Consider the following 19612-nt stretch of genomic DNA (forward strand, 5'->3'; position numbering starts at 1 on the left):
GAATGCCAGCCTTTACATCAAAAACAAAAGCAAGTCCTTCGCACTCCTCGTCCCATCAGGACAAGGGGCAGGACTCTTTTTTTGGGGTACAGGCAAAATTGAATATCGGAAAATCCAATGATAAACATGAAGCCGAGGCCGACAGAGTAGCAGACCATGTCGTCGCTGCTAAAAAAACCACAAATACAGAAACCTTCTTTTCGCCTTCATCCGTAGTACAGAAAAAACTGGCCCAAGACGTACAAAAGCAAGAAGATCAGAACCAGGAAATCCAGCAAAAAACAGTAGCCGAAACCATAACTCCGGTGGTCCAGCTAAAAGAGAATCCAATCCAGAACAAGCTGGATGCTAAAAAACCGGAAAAGCGTGAAATCAATAAAGACTTTTCCAAGCCAAAAACAGTAATTCAGAACAAAACTGAAAATAAGGTTCAGCCAAAAGAAGCGCCGCTGCCAAACAAAAAAGAAGTAAAAAAAACAGAAACGGTTCCGGTAAAAAAAGTAGAACTAAAACCTGAAATCCAAAATAAGACCGAAGAAGAGGTTCAGAAAAAAGACGAGAAACCCAAAGAAGAAAAAAAGGCAGAAATACAAAAAAAACCTCTAGTCGAACCGATAAATCCACCAGTAGTACAGCCAAAAGCAGAAAACAGCCCTGCTTCCGTAGCGGCTAAACCAGTTATTCAGCCAAAACCGGAGAAAGAAATCCAGGCAAAAGAAGAAGAGGAAGTCCAGGCCAAAGACGATGAAAAAGAACTTCAGATGAGTGCGGGTGCAGATGCCAGTCCTTCTGACAGCTCTAATCTTGAAAGCACTTTAAACAGTAGTAAAGGCGGAGGTTCTCCCCTGTCAGGAAAAGTAAAAACCGAAATGGAATCCGGTATTGGTGCCGACTTCAGCAATGTCCGCATACACAATGATTCAGCAGCCGTTCAGATGAATAAACAATTGGGCGCTCAGGCTTTTGCTACCGGAAACAATATTTATTTTAACGAAGGAAAATACAATCCAAACTCGCAGTCGGGCAAACATCTGCTTGCACACGAATTAACCCATACGGTTCAGCAAGGGGCAGCCATCAGAAAAAAACCGGAGCCCATCTCCCCTGCTCCCGAAATGATTCAGGGTTCGTTCCTGGATTTAGTTCCCGACTGGATCATCAATGAAGCACGCCACATTCCCGGCTATACGCTTTTTACCGTTATTATCGGTTATGATCCTTTAAGGGAGGTGGATGTAGAGCGAACCCCTATTAACCTGGTAGAAGGATTAATGGGACTTGTTCCTTTCGGAACGGCCATATTCGACAAGCTTCAGGAATACGGAATATTACAACAGGTTTTTGACTGGGTAGAAGGAAAATTAGGCGAACTCGGATTAACCATCGACAGTATTATGGATATGGTAGAAGATGTTTGGGATAAAATATCCTTTCCTTATACCGATATCATTGATTTAGTTACTGAAAAATTCAACGAACTGGTAAACCGAATAACCTCTTTTGTAAGCGCCACAGTAGATCAGGTTATCACCTGGATCAAAGAAGCGCTGATTGATGTGGCAGAACCTATACTGGCAGAAAACAAGGCCTGGTCGTTAATCAAAAAAATAATCAAATACGATCCGTTAAGAGATGAGGCAGTAAATGCCACAACGGTAGAAATACTGGAAGATTTCTTAATCCTGATCGACAAGCAAACCGAGCTGGAACAGATGCGTGAAAAAGGCACGCTTCAAAAAACGGCCGACTGGCTCGACACTCAGGTCGGAACTTTCAATTCGTTGTTGGGGGAACTTCGCGGACTTATCACTTCAGCCTGGGATGCGATTCAGCCTTCGAATCTGGTAAATATTGCCGATAATCTTTCGGCACTGGCAGCTCAGGCGGGTGGGTTCCTGCAAAGAGTATGGGATTTTGCCGTAGGCGTAGCACTCAAAGTATTGGAACTTGTGAAAGAATCCTTACTAGGATGGCTTTCTTCCCAGGCTGCTACCGTACGAGGTTATTCCCTGATCAAAGTAATTATAGGACGGGATCCTTTCACCAACGAAACCGTCGAACGATCTGTTCCAAATCTCATCAGAGGTTTTATGAGCCTGATGGACGGCGGCGAAGAACAATACGCCCAAATGGTGGAAACGGGTGCCATTGCCCGAATTGCAGGTCAGATTGAAGCGGCTGTCGCTACTTTAAACATGACGCCTGCCGCTATTATTCAGCTCTTTACCGATCTCTGGAACTCGTTTACGATCGATGACCTTATTCATCCTCTTGATGCCTTTGTCCGTATTATTGAAAAATTCGGAGAACCTATCGGCCGCCTTATCGCTTTTGTTGCAGAAATCGTCCGAATTGTCATTATGGCCATACTCGAAATCATGAATTTCCCATTCGACCTCATCGGAAACATCATAACCCGGGCCATGCAGGCCATCGATGACATCAAAAAAGATCCGATCGGTTTCCTTAAAAATATACTGCGTGCCATCAAACAGGGATTTGTTCAGTTCTTTGACAATATTGTAACGCATTTAATTGACGGGGTTACCGGCTGGTTGATGAGTGAACTGAAAGATGCCAATATTCCTGTGCTTACCGATTTTAGTTTAAAAGGAGTGATTTCATGGGTACTTGAAGTACTGGGAATATCCATGGAAAAAATATGGGAGAAACTGGCGGCCCATCCGAGAATTGGTCCGGCACGTGTAGCCCGAATCCGCAGCATGATCAACACGCTTGAGGGCATCTGGACATTCATAAAAGATGTTCAGGAACGCGGTATGGCTGCTATTTGGGATAAAATCCAGGAACAACTCAGTAATTTATGGAATACTGTTCTTGATGCCGTGAAAAACTTTATCATGGAACGTATCGTGAACCGTATCACTGCCCGACTGCTGAGCATGCTGGACCCAACCGGAATTATGGCTGTGATCAATGGTGCAATGGCTTTATACAGTGCGATTCAGAGTTTTATAAAATACCTGCGTGAAATGCTCGAAGTAGTCAACTCTTTTGTCAACGGTGTAGCCGATATCGCCAAAGGAAATGTAGCTACCGCCGCCAATTATCTCGAAAGAACCATGGGTCAGGCCATGCCAATTGTCATCGGGTTCCTGGCCAATCAGGTCGGACTTTCCGGAATTGGGGCAAGGGTTGGCGAAATGATTATTTCGGTTCGTCAAATGGTGGATGAGGCTCTTACGTGGCTGGTAAATAAAGCGGTAGATACCGGAATGAATATGTTAGACCGTCTTATGGGAAGAGGTCAGCCCGAAACAGCTACACCGGCGGGTCCGGTTGCCGGAGCTTTAGCGGAGATTGATAGTGAAAGTGAAAAAGAAAATGATGAAGGAATGGTAACTCCAGATGAAGCCCAGGCCATTAAAAATAAGGTTAACAGTGACCAGGCATCCGTCATAAACATTTCTTCCGTAACGGATGGCGGAAGTACCTGGGATTATCATTATGTACAATTAACAGCAGGTACACATAGCACCCCTAAAGCCAAGATACCCCGAACAGTCATTAAGTATAACGCCGGAAATGTCTTAGCCGACCCGCTTACCAGTGACAGAGATGCCGGAAGCGGCCCGGGTGCATTACCGGGATGGGGGCATGCTCAGGCTTTAAACCTTGTTCATGATTCCTGGGTAAGAGGTCATATGTTAAGTGAAGAACTGGGCGGAACAGGAGCTGCACAGAATTTATCCATTATCTCTAAATCCATTAATGGGCTAATGGAAACCGGGCCCGAAAGATTCGCAAAGACAGCCACTGCCGCAGGTAAAAAATTATATTATGAAACCACCTGGGAAAATCACCCTGCAAATGGTGCCGTAGAAAATTTTGCTAAAACCATAACAGTAAGTGTAGCCGAATATACAGGAGACACCAAAGGCCCTGTTACGAACTATCCTTTTACGCAGTCTGCCCCTCCGCTCACGGCAGCAGGGGCTACTTTCAACTTAAATGAGTTAGGGAGACCAACTATCGTAGAACAATTTAAGGTCTCTTCAGATTTTGCTGAAGATATTATAGCAGCGAGAAGACTACATGGCCGATTTGGCAGTGTCGCGGATCTGGTTAGTAAAATCGAATTGTTATACACCGCAAAAGGAATTGTTCAGGGATCAAGAAAGTGGAATTCGATTCGAAACAATGTAAGCTTAATAAACAGTAATATGAGTACTAATTCAAACCTTCAAATACAAGCATAATGGAAAAATTAATGCAAAATATCAAAAAATTTCGTGACGGTTTAAAGACAAATCCTCATGTCGAAATTAACGAAGCAGAATGGAAAGATTTTCTGGAACTATCCAGCTCAAGTATTCAATGGGCTATTGAAGATTTAGCCACAATTGGCAAAATCACTCTGGAATCGAAAGATGCTGCTGTTATTAAATTTTCAAGTCTCTCTGTTAAATGGAAAAGTAAAAGCCAAAACTATTTTTTATACGGAGGGTTTCTTTTCAATGGAATTTTTGAAGCGCTTTCAAATCCATCCACTTTCTGGAAAATTGATTTTTCCCTGGCCCCCGATGCTGTAGTTCCTGATGATCTTAAGCATTTTGAAAAACTGAACTGGTTTGAAAAACAAGCATGGGGAGACGACTGGAGATATGGATGCTTTGTAAGAGGCGCTAAAAAGTTTCCGCCACAAATTGCATTTTTTGACCGGAACTGGTACACTTTACTTGATATGTCCTTTGAGGAGTATGGCAACGCTATGATCGACTCTTGTGCGGTAAAAGGCTGGCAATATTTTTATATCGACTGGAATCAGGAAATACCACATAAAAAAATTGCTCTGGAAGATATGGAGCTGGCCGTAAAAGCACTTCCTGAATTATTTCCGGAACAAGACTTTACCTATCATATCAACAAACTGAATGAAGTGAAAGGGATAAAATAAAACTGTTAAAAAAAGCACTTGAAAAATCAAATTTTCTAACCTTAAAAAACATTAGCCATGCAAAAAACATCCTACCAAAAAGAACTGCTTATTAAAGCCACACAACAAAGAAAAGGGCTCAATAACAATAAAAAAGACATTGAAAAAATTCAGTCCTGGCTTAACTTATTTGCCATGCAAAATCCAAACGCGGGAACGGCAACGGGGATTGATGGTGATTTTGGACCGGCAACAGAAAAAGCAGTGCTGAATTTTCAAAAATTCAACGGCTTATCCCAAACAGGGACTGTAGATCAAAAGGTATTCGATGCGTTGACAGCTCCTCTTAAAAAAGCTTTCGAAGATCCTGTACCCGGCAATAATCTGAGAGAATTAATTTTAAGTACAGCCAAAAACCATCTTAAAAATCATCCTTTCGAACTCATCATCAACAACCAAAGTAACACAGGACCCTGGGTGCGAAGTTATATGGACGGTCATGAAGGAACCGACTGGTTTTGGTGTATGGGCTTTGTTCAGGCGATAATTGACCAGGCAGCCGCTGTTCAGGGGAAAAACTTCAAAACACTCATGCCGTTAACCTATAGCTGTGATACAGTTGGTGTAACCGGTATTCAGAAAAAAATACTGACACGCTATCAGGTGGCAAGAACGAATCCGTCGCTCATAAAACCCGGAGATGTATTTCTGATTCAGAAAACCACAAACGACTGGTTTCATACCGGAATTGTAACTGCGGTTCACGGAGATCTGATTGAGACCATTGAAGGCAATACTAATTCTGATGGTTCTCATAACGGAAATGCCGTCATGAACAGAATCAGAAATTATAAACAATCCAAAATAGATTTTTTTTCAATCGAATCTTTAGTAGCATAAAATGGAAAATGTATTCACGTATTTAAAAAACCAATTCGTATTTCAGCTTGACGCTCTTTTTCAGGTCGAAAACCGTATGGGAAAACCGGTTTTGAATCAAATGGATTCCAACGGGTTTATCAACGAATTCATCATTGAAAACAATCTGACTGAAATCGATATTCTTATATTGGGACTCGCACTGGCTCCACATGTTAAGCCTGATTTCCTGAGCTCGATTATTGCCGAGTATTTGCCCAATGGCGGCGAATTGCCTGAATTTGGCGGCATCAAAACGAAAAACCACCGCGGCATTTTACCCACCGGCGAAACAGCTCAGTTTTTATTGGGCGGAAATGATCTCGACAATCGGATTTCGTTCTATAATTACCTGCACAATCAATCCTTTCTTTACCGGAAAGGAATCATCAAAATAGATTCCGTTCCGAATGGAGAGCCGAAACTAAGCGGTTTACTGATTTTAGAAGACGAATACATCGAGAAATTCATTACCGGAAAAATTCTAAAACCGCAGCTCAGCAGTGTTTTTCCGGCACAGTTAATAGAAACCTCACTTGAATGGGACGATTTGGTGCTCAATACGACCACGTTAAATTACATTAAGGAAATAGAAACCTGGCTCAAATTCAACGAGATTCTGCTTCACGAATGGGACATGAAAGCCAAAATCAAACCGGGCTTCAGGGTCATGTTTTACGGCGCACCCGGAACCGGAAAAACGCTTACGGCTTCCCTGCTGGGGAAATACACCAAAAGAGATGTGTACCGAATTGATTTGTCTATGGTGATTTCAAAATACATTGGCGAAACCGAAAAAAATCTTTCTTCCCTTTTTGACAAAGCGGCTGACAAAGACTGGATCCTCTTTTTTGATGAAGCCGATGCCGTTTTCGGAAAAAGAACCAATGTAAGGGACGCACACGATAAATACGCCAATCAGGAAGTTTCATATTTGTTGCAGCGTATTGAAAATCATCCCGGGCTGGTTATTCTGGCTTCCAATTTTAAAACCAATATTGATACGGCTTTCACCCGAAGATTTCAGTCTATCATTGAATTTGAAGTACCTTCGTATGGCGAACGTCTACAGCTTTGGGAAAACAACCTGCCCAAAGGAATCAAAATTGCCGAAGATGTTAATCTTAACGAACTCTCAAAAAAATACGACATTACCGGCGCCAATATTGTGAATATCATCCAATATGCATGCCTGAGAACACTGGAAGACGAAAACGAAAGTATCAATCTCCATCACCTTATTCAGGGTATTAAAAAAGAGTATGCGAAAGAAGGGAAGATGATGTAAATGAGAATGCTGTTTTTTTATTTAAATCAGGTAAAGATTGAACCTTCAGAGAAATACGTCCATTCCTAAAAATCAGGCATAAAAAAAGACCGTCTTTACAAACAGTCTTTTTTTTATGATTTATAAGCCTTAAGCCATAAACAAAGCGTATTTATTATAGTTGTATAATACCTTATCGTACGGTACCAGTTTAGGAGCTATTTTTTCTGAAGAAGCGTCAAATTTAATTCCGTTATGCTTTCTGAAAAGATAGATTTCTTTAAGGCAATTGGACAAACTTTGGTGAATTGCTGTTGTAAAAACAGGGATTTGTTTATCTTCTACCAATAAATCTATCTGATAATTAGAACTGCTTTTTGAAAGATTATTTCCAATAATTCGTATCGTAAATGTTGTAGACTTTCCGTATTGTTCTCCTTTATACTGTACTACCATAATTTTAGGATTAAAAAGTTAAAATTAATTATTTCGTCGCTTCAGAACTATACTGCTGAATTGGATATTAAAGTTATGAAAAAAAATCAAATCACTATCCAAACCGACGTATAATTATTAAATCGGCGCAAAGTTACTTTAAAAATTATTTTAAAAAAGGGATTCAATACACATCTTTTTAGTGAAAATTGCATTCACTCAAAAAAAAGGCATAAAAAAACCGTAACGGGGGTTACGGTTTTCAACAATTAACTAAATATATTTAATCAACTTTGTTAACGAGAGTAATTTTCATTCATAAGCACGATTAATTTTGGGTAACATCTGTAGTTTCTTTTTCAGTAGTAATTGGTAATAAAACCGGATTTCCATTTACATCAAACATAGTCATATTCAGCGCATCCAACAATGCCAGATTTTTAGAAACGGCTCCCTTAAATTTATTATAAGAAAGGTTCATTTCAGATAAATGATGTAACTTCTCCAGCCCTGCCGGAATTGCACCTTCAAAACCGTTATCAAACAGACTTAGATTTTCAAGGTCAGAAAAATTCAATATTTCATTGCTTAGATTTCCTGTCATCTTATTATTATTCAAAAGCAATACTTTCAGTGTCCTGATCTTATATAATGAACCAGGCAATTGTCCTTGTATTTCATTATCAAACAACGATAAGCTTTCTAAGCTGCTCAGTTTTCCGATCTCTGCGGGTAATTCTCCTGTAATTTTATTCTCAAAAAGCGCTAAATCCTTAAGCTTTTTTAATTCGCAAATAGAAGCCGGCAATGTTCCTGATAATTCATTAATCGAAACATCCAAAACTTCCAGTTCTTTCAGGTTATGAATAGTAGTGGAAAGCTGCCCTTTCAGATTGTTTTTATGCAAATCAACATCGACCAGATTCACTAAGTCATAAAAGGCATCAGGTAATTCTCCCTGCAAATTATTGTTGGCCAGATTAAGCCCTACTACTTTTCCGTTTTCAGCTGTTACTCCATACCAGGTTGATACTGAAAGTGATAAATCCCACTTTATTTTCCATTGTGAACCATTTGTAGCATGGTACAATTTAATAAGGGCATATTTTTCTTTATCAGAAACAGTATCTGCAATAATAGTATGAGAAAAAACAAATGCTAAAAAAAGAGTGATATAACTTTTCATAACAGATTTGGGGATTTGTTTTCAAAGCAAAATTATACATTTTATAGCTATAATACATAGAATGTCGATAAACTGTTAATAAGTAAATATTTAATCGTATTAATACTACTTATATACAAAAAGCTAAAGTTTCTCTTTTTTTGATTAAATTTGAACAACTAATCCTAAAAACCTCATATTATGGAATTTAACTTTATTGCATTACTACTTGCGGGAATTGTAACACTTGTAGTTGGATTTATCTGGTATCATCCGAATGTTTTCGGAACGATCTGGATGAGAGAAAACAACCTTACCCAGGAGCAGCTGCGTACGGGTAATATGCTTAAAATTTTTGGTCTTACGTACGTTTTTTCTTTAATGATTACGATGACCTTAATGTCGCTGACAATTCATCAGTCGGGAGCTATCGGAATGGTGGGCGGGCCTCCGTTAGTTGAAAGTGCAAAACCTTCCTTCGCTGCTTTCATGGCAGATTACGGAACAGCATACCGTACTTTTAAACATGGTGCCCTGCACGGTTTTATCTCAGGGCTGTTTTTTGCTTTTCCTGTAATTGGAATTAATGCCTTGTTTGAAAGAAAATCATGGAAATACATTTTTATTCATGCAGGATTCTGGATGGTAACCCTAACTTTAATGGGCGGTATTATTTGCGGATTTGCCTGATATCATTTATACAAAACCCGTTTGAGAACAAAAACTCAGACGGGTTTTTCTTAATAATAACTTAAACCCCGTTAGTTATTATAAATATTATCTAATTTTGAACAAATTAGCTTTCACTTTTGAGTACAACTTATTCCTTCCAAATTTACAATAGCGTTTCCTTACTGCCTTTAGAATGGAATTCGCTTGCTGCAAAAAACATTTTCCTGACCAGGGAATATCTTGAAGTACTGGAAAATTCTTCTCCGGTAAATATGATTTGTCATTTTATCGGCATTTTTAATGACAAGAAACTGGCTGGAATTGTCGTAACTCAATTTTTATTTGCAGAAAAACTCGATTCCTTTGGAGACCGCGATCAGTGTTTAAAAACTTCTGTCCGTAATTTTGCTTTTAAAAATTTTGCCTCGCATGTATTATTCGTGGGCAACAATATGCTTACAGGGCAAAATGCTTTTTCTTTTGATCCGGCTGTACAGCAGTCTAAAGCAATTCAAACCCTTCATAAAGCTATTAACCAGCTTAAGAAAGACCTGAAAGAAAGCGGAAAAAAAGTACACATTACCAGTATTAAAGATTTTACGGAATCGGAAATTGAGCCTTTACAAGCTGAATTTAAAAATAATTATACCTTTTCGACCCAGCCCAATATGATTTTTGAAATCAATAAAAACTGGAAGTCGGAACACGATTACATTGATGCCTTATCAAAAAAATATCGGGATCAGTACAAGCGCGCCCGAAAAAAAGCCGAAGCAATTGAAAAACAAAAAATGTCTTTGACTGAGATTAAAAAGTACGAAGACGTTATTTACGATTTGTATTTTCACGTGGCTAAAAATGCTCCCTTTAATACTTTTTTTCTGGCCCGGAATCACTTTAGTTTTTTTAAAGAGATCATGAAAGAGAATTTCCTGTTTTATGGCTATTTTCTGGATGGAAATCTTATTGGTTTCAACACGCTGATCAAAAACGGAACCGTAATGGATACTTATTTTTTAGGTTATGACGAAACGATCCAGCGCGAAAAAATGTTATACCTCAATATGCTGTACGACATGATTGCCTACTCGATCAATCAGGGATTTTCTGAAATCGTTTTTGCACGAACTGCCCTGGAAATAAAGAGTTCAGTCGGTGCAAAACCACAAAAAATGTACGGATTAATTACACACAGCAATGCCTTAATCAATCATAACATTGCCAAACTCTTCAACTATCTCGAACCAAAAACCGAATGGAAAGAACGAAATCCGTTTAAAGAGTAAAGAGTAAAGAGTAAAGAGTAAAGAGTAAAGAGTAAAGAGTAAAGACTGAGACCAAAGACTGAGACTGAGACTGAAAACTGCAACTCCCCTCAATTAAGGAACCGCAATCTTCATTTGTTTATGCAAAATATGAATTTCTAAAAGGTTCTGAGCGCCGCAATACTCGCCGTCAATCTGAAAGTTAACGGCATAATTGGTTTCAATAGTGGCTTTATCGGTGGAGATAATCACAATATCATCGGAATCAATTGGCATATTTCCGGTAATGATTTTTCCAAGCAGTAATAAATCCAGGCTTTTTAAAATCACCAGTTCAAATTTCCCATCGTTCACAGCGCCATTTGGATTGATCGTAACCCCGGTGCCATATTTCTGAGAGTTGGCAATTACAATCATTCTTGCTGTATGCTGAATGGTTTCTTTATTTGCTGTGATGGTCGCTACAAAAGGCTCATTAGAATCCACCAGCGTTGTATAGGCCTGAAGTGCATAACCCCAAAAGCCTCTCAGATTACTTTCTTCATAATTTTTAACCAGATCGGCATTAATTCCAATATCACTCAGGTGGATGCTTTTTTTGCCGTTAATGCAAATCATATCCATTTCTATATAAGAATTTAAAAAGGCAATTTTCAGGTTTTCTTCTATCGTTCCCGGCAGATTTAGATCTACAGACAAACCATTGGCAGAACCGGCTGGCAAAATACCAAGAACAACATCATGCTCTTCCATCGCTTCCGCTACCATTTTTATAGTACCGTCACCACCAGCCACAATGATTCTCTCCGGTTCATATTCATCATAAAGTGAATGGATGGCTTTTATATCCTCCTCGCCTGTTGTCTCATGAACAACCAAATTAAAATTATGGGTAACCGAAAACTCATGCACAGCATCTATTAAATCGGATTTATCCAGGTCTCCGGAAATAGGATTTACAACAAAAATGATATTCTTTTTCAAAATTTAATTTTTAAAACCGATTAAAATAATTAATTTACAACATATATAAAAATACACAATTAATGAAACCAATCCTACAATTATATCGCGGTTATGCTAATGAACAAGAATTAATTGTAATGGGCCATGTTTTTAAAAGAACGTATGATTATGATTTTCAGAAGAAAAACTTCAAAAATGCTACCTCCATAATCAATCAGTTTCGAATAAAAACCATTCAGAATTTTGATATTTATCTTAAATATGGCGATAACGAAATCCATACGAAGACATTAGACGATGGCTATTTTAAATTTTGTATTCCGCTTGAAAAAGAATTTAATTTTGGATGGATGGAATATGAAGTCAGTCTGAGATATAATTCTGAAATTATTATTTCTAAAGGAAGTTTTATAAGGCCTCACAAAGGAAATCTCGGAATTATCTCTGATATTGATGATACTTTTCTGATTTCCCACACGCATAATTTCTTCAAAAAAATATACATTCTTTTATTTAAAAATGTCAACGACAGAAAGGTCTTTAAAGATGTTGTTCCGTATTATCAGGCCCTGAGTTCTGCCGGAAGAAATAACAAGGAAGAGGAAAATGCCTTTTTTTATATTTCAAGCAGCGAATGGAATTTGTACAATTTCATTATAAAATTTACTAAAATTCACCAACTGCCAAGAGCTGTAATCTTACTGAAAGACATTAAGAGAGGAATTACTGATTTTTTTATGAGCGGAAGAGGAAATCACGATCATAAGTTTGACAAAATCAAGCATGTTTTAGAGTTTTATCCTAATCTGAAGTATGTGTTATTGGGAGATGACTCACAGCACGACCCTATTTTATATGAACGAATCTGCAAAATATTTCCGGTAACCGTAACGGCTGTTTACATCAGGCAAACCGGTAAAAGCCAAAAGAAAACCACTAAAACTATCCTGAGAAATATGGAATCACTGGATGTTGCTGTTTGTTACTTTAAAGAAAGCAGCGAAGCGATCATGCACTCCAAATCAATTGGAATTATCAAGTAGTTTTGATTTTTATTAAAATGCGTGATGTAAACTGTAAAACGTAGCAATGAAGAATAAAAAAACCTTCGCCTAAAGTCCAAAACTTTGGCAAAGGTCTCTATAATGAATCTTATTTTAAAAAAGTAAAACTGAGACTGTGACTGAAAACTATTTTAAGCACTAAAATTATCAATCTCTTCCTGAACGATTTCCCAATCCAGTAACAATTGCTCCAGATCTGCTTTTTTCTTGTTGTAAGCGGTAAAGAAAGAAGCATCCTCGATATGTTTATCATAATTGGAAGCCAGCATCTTATCATCATGCTGAATATCTCTTTCTAATTGTTTGATCTGACTTTCAACTTTACTTAACTTGTTTTGCAGCGCTTTACCTTTCTTCTGATCCTCGTAGGAAGCCTTGTTCGTTTCTTTTGGGGCAGCAGCTTTGGCAACATCTTTTTTCTCGACTTCACGCATGTTTTCAAGATTGCGCTGTTCCAGGAAATAATTGATATCCCCTAAATATTCTTTGATTTTCTGATCTTTAAATTCGTAAACAATATTAGACATTCCCTGAAGAAAATCCCTGTCGTGTGACACCAATAGTAAAGTTCCTCCGAATTTTTGAAGAGCGGCCTTTAAAACGTTCTTAGATTTAATGTCCAGGTGGTTGGTAGGCTCATCCATCAGCAAAACATTGATTGGCTGCAGCAATAATTTACAAAGAGCCAAACGGTTACGTTCGCCACCTGAAAGTACTTTTACCTTTTTCTCCACATCGTCACCACGGAATAAGAAAGACCCCAGCATATCACGAACTTTAGAACGGTTTGTGTCCATCGCAGCATCTTCCATTGTCTGAAGCAGCGTAATTTCCCCATCCAGATATTCTGCCTGATTCTGGGCAAAATACCCTAACTGAACGTTGTGTCCCAATTTTATATTTCCCTGGTATTCAAATTCATTCACAATAGCTTTAATGAAGGTTGATTTTCCCTGACCATTTTGTCCCACAAAAGCAATTTTGCTTCCGCGTTCTACCAGTAAATCAATATCTTTCAAAATAACTTTATCGCCATACGCTTTGGTTACATGTTCGGCTTCAACTACCACTCTTCCGGGTTCTTTTGAAACCGGGAAAGAGATATTCATTACCGAATTGTCGTCTTCATCAACTTCAATTCGTTCTACTTTATCTAATTTTTTAATCAACGACTGCGCCATCGAAGCTTTAGAAGCTTTTGCACGGAATTTCTCGATTAATTTTTCTGTTTCTTCAATTTTCTTCGCCTGATTTTTCTGAGTCGCCAATTGCTTTTCGCGAATCTCATGGCGCAATTCTAAATATTGAGAATAAGGTTTATTAAAATCGTATGCTTTTCCTAATGAAATTTCGATCGTACGGTTGGTGACATTATCTAAAAACATTTTATCGTGCGATACAATTACGACAACTCCGGGATAATTGCGAAGAAAACCTTCCAGCCAGATAATACTTTCTATATCCAGGTGATTCGTTGGCTCATCCAGAAGCAATACATCATTTGACTGCAATAATAATTTAGCCAATTCGATACGCATTCTCCAGCCTCCTGAAAATGTTTCAGTCTGATTATTGAAAACTTCTCTTTTAAAACCCAATCCTAAAAGAATTTTCTCGGTATCACCCACATAGTTGTAACCTCCAAGAAGTTCAAAGCGATGGGTGTAATCAGATAAATCTTCAATGATCTGGCTGTATTCTTCACTTTCATAATCAGTTCTGGTCACCAATTGATGATTAATCTGTTCTAACTTTTTTTCAACAATTTTTATCTCTGTAAAAGCTTCATAGGCTTCTTCCAGAACGGTTCTTCCCTGTTCGAAATCAATATCCTGACGTAAAAACCCCATTCTGATATCCTTTTCCTGGGAAATAACTCCGGAGTCAGGGGCAAAATCTCCCGCCAGCATTTTAAGCATTGTAGATTTACCCGCTCCGTTTTTCCCGACAAGTCCAACACGGTCTCCCGCACCTAAACGAAAAGTAACTTCCTCGAATAAATATGTACCTCCAAAAGAAACCGATAAATTATGTATATTAAGCATGTATTGTTATTTTATAACTAATTGATTGTGTAAATTTACACTCCCAAATCAATGGGAAATTTAATTTTTTGCAAATGTTAAAAAAAGGATCCAAACTAAATAGTATTTTAACAGGAAGTTGTCCAAAATGTCAAAATGAAAGTATGTATTCGGACAAAAATCCACTTCATTTGACTAAAGTTCTCAAAATGAACGATCATTGTAGTCATTGTGGATTAAAATATCAAATTGAACCTTCCTTTTTTTACGGAGCAATGTATGTAAGTTATGGTTTAAACGTAGCTGTTGGAATTGCAGCTTTTATTATTTCGTTTGTATTCTTTCAGACCACAATCGAACAATCTTTTATAGCAATCGTAATTAGCCTGATTGTATTATTCCCTTTTGTTTTAAGGCTTTCCAGAAATCTATACATTAATATGTTTGTTTCTTATGATCCTAAGGCCGGTCAAAAATAAGGGTTTTGAGATATCTTTTATGAAATCGCTTAATGTCGATTTCAGCATCTAACGGAATTTCATTTTCAATCTTGTCAAACAAAGCTTGCGCCATTGCAGGCCCCAGCATCACACCACGGGTTCCTAACCCGTTGAGGATATGAAGCGATTTACGTTCGTGATGTGTTCCGATCAAAGGTCTTCTGTCTTTAACAGTCGGACGCACTCCGCCAAAATGTTCTATGATTTCGAAATCACATGTGATAATTTCTTTAATACGATCTACTAACTCCTGTTTTCCTTCTTCGGTTGGTACATCAGTCTTATCCTGCCAGTTGTAGGTCGCACCAACTTTAAAGAGATCATTACCCAGAGGCAATATAAAGACGCTTGTATTCACAATGACATCTAAATTCAACTCCTGGGCTTTTATGACAAACAACTCTCCTTTTGTACCATCTAGTGGCAGATAATTAAAAAAAGGATTCTTATGCAAGCCGAAGCCCTCCGCAAAAATAATATGGCGTGCCTGAATATTTTTATACTGAATTCCATCATCCAAAAATTCGATATAAGTGCTATCGAAAAACTCTTCCAGCAATAGATCTTTTTCTTTCAGGTATTCTTTGTAACGATCTAACAGTAATGCCGTATCCACATATCCGGTATGCAGCACTTCCCCATAATCGTAAGGAGAATATATACTATTGTATTTTCGGTTAATTAGCTTAGTGGATAAAAAAGATGTCAGATTTTTCTTATCTGAAGCAGCAAACCAATTATTCTGTTCTTCGATAGAAAAGAATTTTCGTAGAATCGGTAATTTAAAATTAAACTTCGTTTGCAGTTTATCTTCAATATGATTGTAAAAATCATTCATTAAAACCAATTGTTCCTGCGCCTTCCAAACTTCGCTAAAGCGTTTTAAAATAACAGGATTGTACAAACCTCCTGCTACCCTAGATGAATTTTGAGAATTATTATCAAGAACTAAAATGGTTTTATTGTTTTTCAGGGCAACTTCTGCAAAAGAAATTCCGGCCAGCCCGGATCCGATAATGAGATAATCAATCATATTAAGTAATAGGTAAAATAAAAAAACTCTTACTACAAAGGTAGTAAGAGTTTTTCTTATAATTTAATTTTCGAAACTTAGTAGTTCCACATATCCTGCTCGAAGTTACGAATCTTCTCTTTTACTCTCTCAGATTCTAACAACTGATTCTGCGCGTTGTCTTTCATGTATTCTTTGATCTCACGATCTCCGTACAAGTTTTCCTCTTTGTAGACAACAGCATTAAAACGTCTTGAGTTCAAAATCTGATCGAAAGAAATTGGTAATGCCGAATTGCTGTCATTAAACGCTTTTGCTTCATGCAAGGCTTCTCTTGAGTTTGGATAGAAAATCCAGAACAACTCGATATAATCCTTTTCGTCACTGTTCATAGTGTAAACGTCAGGAGTTACAGGACAAATTCCAAGTAAACGATATTTCAATTCACTTTGACGTTTGTCGAAATACCAGTATCCTTTAATTTTATACTGCGTAACATCTGCAGAAGTTAGATCTTGCTTCAGAATAAATTCAGCAGGAACAGTTCTTGTAGCCGCTACAGTCTCATCAACATAAGTTACTACTTTCTTTTTACCAGTACCGGTAACAACTTTTTTCTTCACAACGTGAGTTTTGTAGTCGTCCGGGTATTGGTTAATTAATTCTCTACCTGCATCTGTTGTATCGATACGTGACAATGATCCCTGGATGTCTTTCAAAGATTTTTTAGTATTGAAATAACTATCAGAATATACCTCAGTTATTTTGCCATTCTTCATAGCTTTCGTCAAAACATCATAAAGAGAACGTCTGTCAGAACCAATATTAGCTGTGTCTACTGGAAAGTACAATGGAAAATTGATTTTTTCATTCAAATCAATAATCTCCCAGGTAGTTTTTCCCATCAATACATCTCTATCATCTACATAACCATAAGCCAAAGGTTTATCATTATCGGAGATAAGCTGTGCAGGAGTCTTAAGTCCTATCTGAGCAGGTGTTTTTGCATTAAGCAAATTAGATTGCGCATTAGAAGCGAAACCCCCAGCGATAGAAACAATAGCTATTAAAAAATTTCTTACTTTCATCATGATATCATTATAAGATATTGAACGTAGTTTTACCTACTTTATTATTGTATTTCGTAAATTACCGGAGCAGTTCTTGGTAATAAGTAACTACCAGCTCCAACAAGTTTAGTTTTAATTTCAGAAATAGTAACCTGATCTCCTTTACCTGATCTTGAAAGTATTTGTTTACACTGTGCATTTAATCTGTTACCAGTAACTACAACTGTAGGCTGTCCTGTAACTTTAAGGTTAAATCCAACAACATCTAAACCAACTTCAAAGTCAAAATCAAGTAATTTAGCACCAATTGTAGCAATTTCTAAGTTAGATTTTGGTCCTTTAACAACACCCATCTCACCTCTAATTGTTCCGGTTGGCCCAGGAATACCTTTAATTCTGAACGTCTTCTTATCTGTAACTTTATCTCCGTTTGGTAATGTACCTGTTACGGAAATAGTAGCCTCAGTACCCTGACCAGGGCTCATGTTATATTTACCTGGTTTACCAGCAGAAGCTAATCCCGGAGCACTAGCAACAATTTTGTTTGCATCAACACCAGCGAATGAAACAGAAATTGGGTTAACAACTCCTCTGTAAACAACATTCATTTTATCAGCAGAGATTGTAGCAGAGTTTGGTCTTGGTACAACAACATATTTTCCAGCGAATTTAAGAGGAATATTTTTTCCGTCTTCAAGGAATGTAAATTGACCATTAATATCCTGCTCTCCAACACCACCTGCAGTTAATGAGATAACAGCTTGTCCGTTTACGATTTGCCCAGGACCCTGGAATGAAGTTGGTTTTGTATTTTCGTCATAACGACCTAAAACAACTTTACCCGTTACTTTTTCTCCCTGGAAGTAAGCATTTTTATCTAAAACAACGATCGCCTGATAGTTGCTGTAAGATGCAGCAGCCACAGCCGCTTTACCTAAAGCACTATTGTAAACGTCAGCCTCAGTTTTCTTAACGTCATTTTGCCAAGCTGAAAGTTTAGCAGCTGATGCAATTGCAGGAAAACCTTTAAAGTGGTACTCTAAATATCTTTCTTTAATACCTTCTTTGTTTTTTACATCTGAAACGTCAAACTTTTTCTCCACCTCAGAAATAATAGAAGCATATTTTTTATCTGACCCTAAGGCAGCTTTAATATCTGACTTATATTTCTCGATTTTAGCGATAATTTCCTTACCTTTTTTAGTGTAACCGTCTCCTGTAAACCAGTCGTCGATATTATCACCTCTGTCCATCGCTTCGTATGGAAGTTTTCCTGTTTCTTTTTCTACTTCAAATCCTTTAATAGACTGAGCCTTTAGAGTAGCTATATAATCATAAAATTCTTTTGAGATTGTTTCAACTTTGTGAGCAGTAACTGCAGCAATTGCAAATTCTCCTTTTGCTTCAGCAGCTTTTTGATCTAAAGACATCAATAAACTTGCATTTGTTTCAGTTGAATTCGTATTTGCACTTTCAAACTTTTCGTTCATCAGACCAAAAGCAGAAATTACTTCTTTCGATACGTTCATTGCTAACATTGCGATGAAAACCAGATACATCAGGTTAATCATCTTCTGTCTAGGGGTTAATTTTCCTCCTGCCATTTTTTTCTAATTAGTTCTTATTAATAAATTTAATATAATAGTTAAAAACTAATTATCCTTTGTTACTCATTGCAGAAAGCATACCACCGTAAACACTGTTCAAAGAAGCAATGTTTGCAGTCATTGATTGCATTTGTTCTTTTAATTTAGATGCATTATCAGCGATTTCTTTGTTAGCGTCAGCATTTCTTGCAGCGCTTTCCAATTGTACTTTGTACAAGCTGTTTAATGATTCCATTTGAGCAGCAGCCATTGATAATTCTTCGCTGTATTTTTTAGTAGAAGCGATAGAATCTACAGTAGGAGCAATTCCTTTAGCAGCTGATTCGAAATTTTTAATACTGTTTCCTAAACTTGACATTAATTCTCCGTCAATTTTAGCTTCTTTTAACATTACGTCTAACTTTTGAGACAATAATCCTTGAGCATCAGAAGGGGTTTCTTTTTTGTCAGTTTTAGTTCTAGCCTGACCATTAGCTAATTCAGGGTACACAAGAGTCCAGTCCAACTCATCATCAACAGGCTCGAAAGCAGAAAGAGCAAAAATTAATGCCTCAGTTAATAATCCCACTGAAAGCATAACTGTACCTGTTAGAGGTCCTAATTCAAAGTGCGTAATTTTGAATAATGCTCCAACGATTACCACTGCCGCTCCCATACCATAAGCGAAATTCATTGCTTTTTTACTTAATAATGCCATAATACTTTTTTTTAGGTTTTAATTTGAAATAGATTTGATTTGGTTATTGAATT

Annotated in this window: 16 protein-coding genes; 8 read left to right on the forward strand and 8 right to left on the reverse strand. The window is 37.6% G+C overall.

Annotation, left to right across the window (positions count from 1 at the left end; all coding sequences use genetic code 11):
• Positions 1–2: 2 nt before the first annotated feature.
• The 4 genes from GJU43_RS19125 to GJU43_RS19140 are packed head-to-tail and all read left to right on the forward strand — an operon-like array spanning position 3 to position 7103.
• The gene (locus GJU43_RS19125) at positions 3–4220 is read left to right on the forward strand and encodes a DUF4157 domain-containing protein (RefSeq protein ID WP_229655087.1); all 4218 of its coding nucleotides are present in this window, start codon (positions 3–5) and stop codon (positions 4218–4220) included.
• On the forward strand, positions 4220–4918 hold the full coding sequence (locus GJU43_RS19130) for a hypothetical protein (RefSeq protein WP_154342986.1): 699 nt from the start codon (positions 4220–4222) through the stop codon (positions 4916–4918). The genes GJU43_RS19125 and GJU43_RS19130 overlap by 1 nt, the downstream gene beginning before the upstream one ends.
• 57 nt (positions 4919–4975) lie before the next feature.
• Positions 4976–5797: a peptidoglycan-binding protein gene (locus tag GJU43_RS19135; RefSeq protein ID WP_154342987.1), complete on the forward strand. Its 822-nt coding sequence runs from the start codon at positions 4976–4978 to the stop codon at positions 5795–5797.
• Between the two features lies 1 nt (position 5798).
• Positions 5799–7103: an ATP-binding protein gene (locus tag GJU43_RS19140; RefSeq protein WP_154342989.1), complete on the forward strand. Its 1305-nt coding sequence runs from the start codon at positions 5799–5801 to the stop codon at positions 7101–7103.
• A gap of 129 nt (positions 7104–7232) precedes the next feature.
• Here the strand turns inward: GJU43_RS19140 and GJU43_RS19145 are convergent, their stop codons facing one another.
• Positions 7233–7538 carry a hypothetical protein gene (locus tag GJU43_RS19145; RefSeq protein ID WP_154342991.1) on the reverse strand — a complete coding sequence of 102 codons (306 nt, stop codon included), beginning with the start codon at positions 7536–7538 and terminating at the stop codon, positions 7233–7235.
• A 307-nt stretch (positions 7539–7845) separates the two neighbouring features.
• A complete protein-coding gene (locus GJU43_RS19150; protein WP_154342993.1) occupies positions 7846–8703 on the reverse strand; it encodes a Two component regulator three Y domain protein in 858 nt (285 codons plus the stop codon).
• Positions 8704–8883: 180 nt separating this feature from the next.
• Here GJU43_RS19150 and GJU43_RS19155 point away from each other — a divergent pair, with 180 nt between their 5' ends.
• Positions 8884–9372 (forward strand): DUF1761 domain-containing protein, encoded by a 489-nt coding sequence (locus GJU43_RS19155; protein ID WP_154342995.1) that lies wholly within the window; start codon positions 8884–8886, stop codon positions 9370–9372.
• A 119-nt stretch (positions 9373–9491) separates the two neighbouring features.
• A complete protein-coding gene (locus tag GJU43_RS19160) occupies positions 9492–10640 on the forward strand; it encodes a GNAT family N-acetyltransferase (RefSeq protein WP_154342997.1) in 1149 nt (382 codons plus the stop codon).
• Between the two features lie 93 nt (positions 10641–10733).
• On the opposite strand, the gene GJU43_RS19165 is transcribed toward GJU43_RS19160, so the two are convergent.
• Entirely contained in the window at positions 10734–11603 is an 870-nt protein-coding gene (locus tag GJU43_RS19165) for a diacylglycerol kinase family protein (RefSeq protein ID WP_154342999.1), read from the reverse strand.
• A 62-nt stretch (positions 11604–11665) separates the two neighbouring features.
• On the opposite strand from GJU43_RS19165, the gene GJU43_RS19170 reads away from it, so the two are divergent.
• A complete protein-coding gene (locus tag GJU43_RS19170; RefSeq protein ID WP_154343001.1) occupies positions 11666–12628 on the forward strand; it encodes an App1 family protein in 963 nt (320 codons plus the stop codon).
• Positions 12629–12780: 152 nt separating this feature from the next.
• On the opposite strand, the gene GJU43_RS19175 is transcribed toward GJU43_RS19170, so the two are convergent.
• Positions 12781–14694 (reverse strand): ABC-F family ATP-binding cassette domain-containing protein, encoded by a 1914-nt coding sequence (locus tag GJU43_RS19175; protein ID WP_154343003.1) that lies wholly within the window; start codon positions 14692–14694, stop codon positions 12781–12783.
• Positions 14695–14768: 74 nt separating this feature from the next.
• Between GJU43_RS19175 and GJU43_RS19180 the strand changes: the two genes are divergently transcribed.
• Complete coding sequence (locus GJU43_RS19180) at positions 14769–15152, forward strand: DUF983 domain-containing protein (protein ID WP_154343005.1); 384 nt, start codon at positions 14769–14771, stop codon at positions 15150–15152.
• Here GJU43_RS19180 and GJU43_RS19185 read toward each other — a convergent pair.
• The 4 genes from GJU43_RS19185 to gldL form a co-directional block, all read right to left on the reverse strand.
• A complete protein-coding gene (locus GJU43_RS19185) occupies positions 15133–16206 on the reverse strand; it encodes an FAD-binding oxidoreductase (protein ID WP_154343007.1) in 1074 nt (357 codons plus the stop codon). The genes GJU43_RS19180 and GJU43_RS19185 overlap by 20 nt on opposite strands.
• 77 nt (positions 16207–16283) lie before the next feature.
• Positions 16284–17273: a gliding motility protein GldN gene (gene gldN, locus GJU43_RS19190; RefSeq protein ID WP_154343050.1), complete on the reverse strand. Its 990-nt coding sequence runs from the start codon at positions 17271–17273 to the stop codon at positions 16284–16286.
• A 44-nt stretch (positions 17274–17317) separates the two neighbouring features.
• Complete coding sequence (gene gldM, locus GJU43_RS19195; protein ID WP_154343009.1) at positions 17318–18859, reverse strand: gliding motility protein GldM; 1542 nt, start codon at positions 18857–18859, stop codon at positions 17318–17320.
• Positions 18860–18911: 52 nt separating this feature from the next.
• Positions 18912–19559 carry a gliding motility protein GldL gene (gene gldL, locus GJU43_RS19200; protein WP_154343011.1) on the reverse strand — a complete coding sequence of 216 codons (648 nt, stop codon included), beginning with the start codon at positions 19557–19559 and terminating at the stop codon, positions 18912–18914.
• Between the last annotated feature and the right edge of the window lie 53 nt (positions 19560–19612).

Source organism: Flavobacterium sp. LC2016-23 (genome assembly GCF_009674775.1).
In the GTDB taxonomy this organism is placed as follows: Bacteria; Bacteroidota; Bacteroidia; order Flavobacteriales; family Flavobacteriaceae; genus Flavobacterium.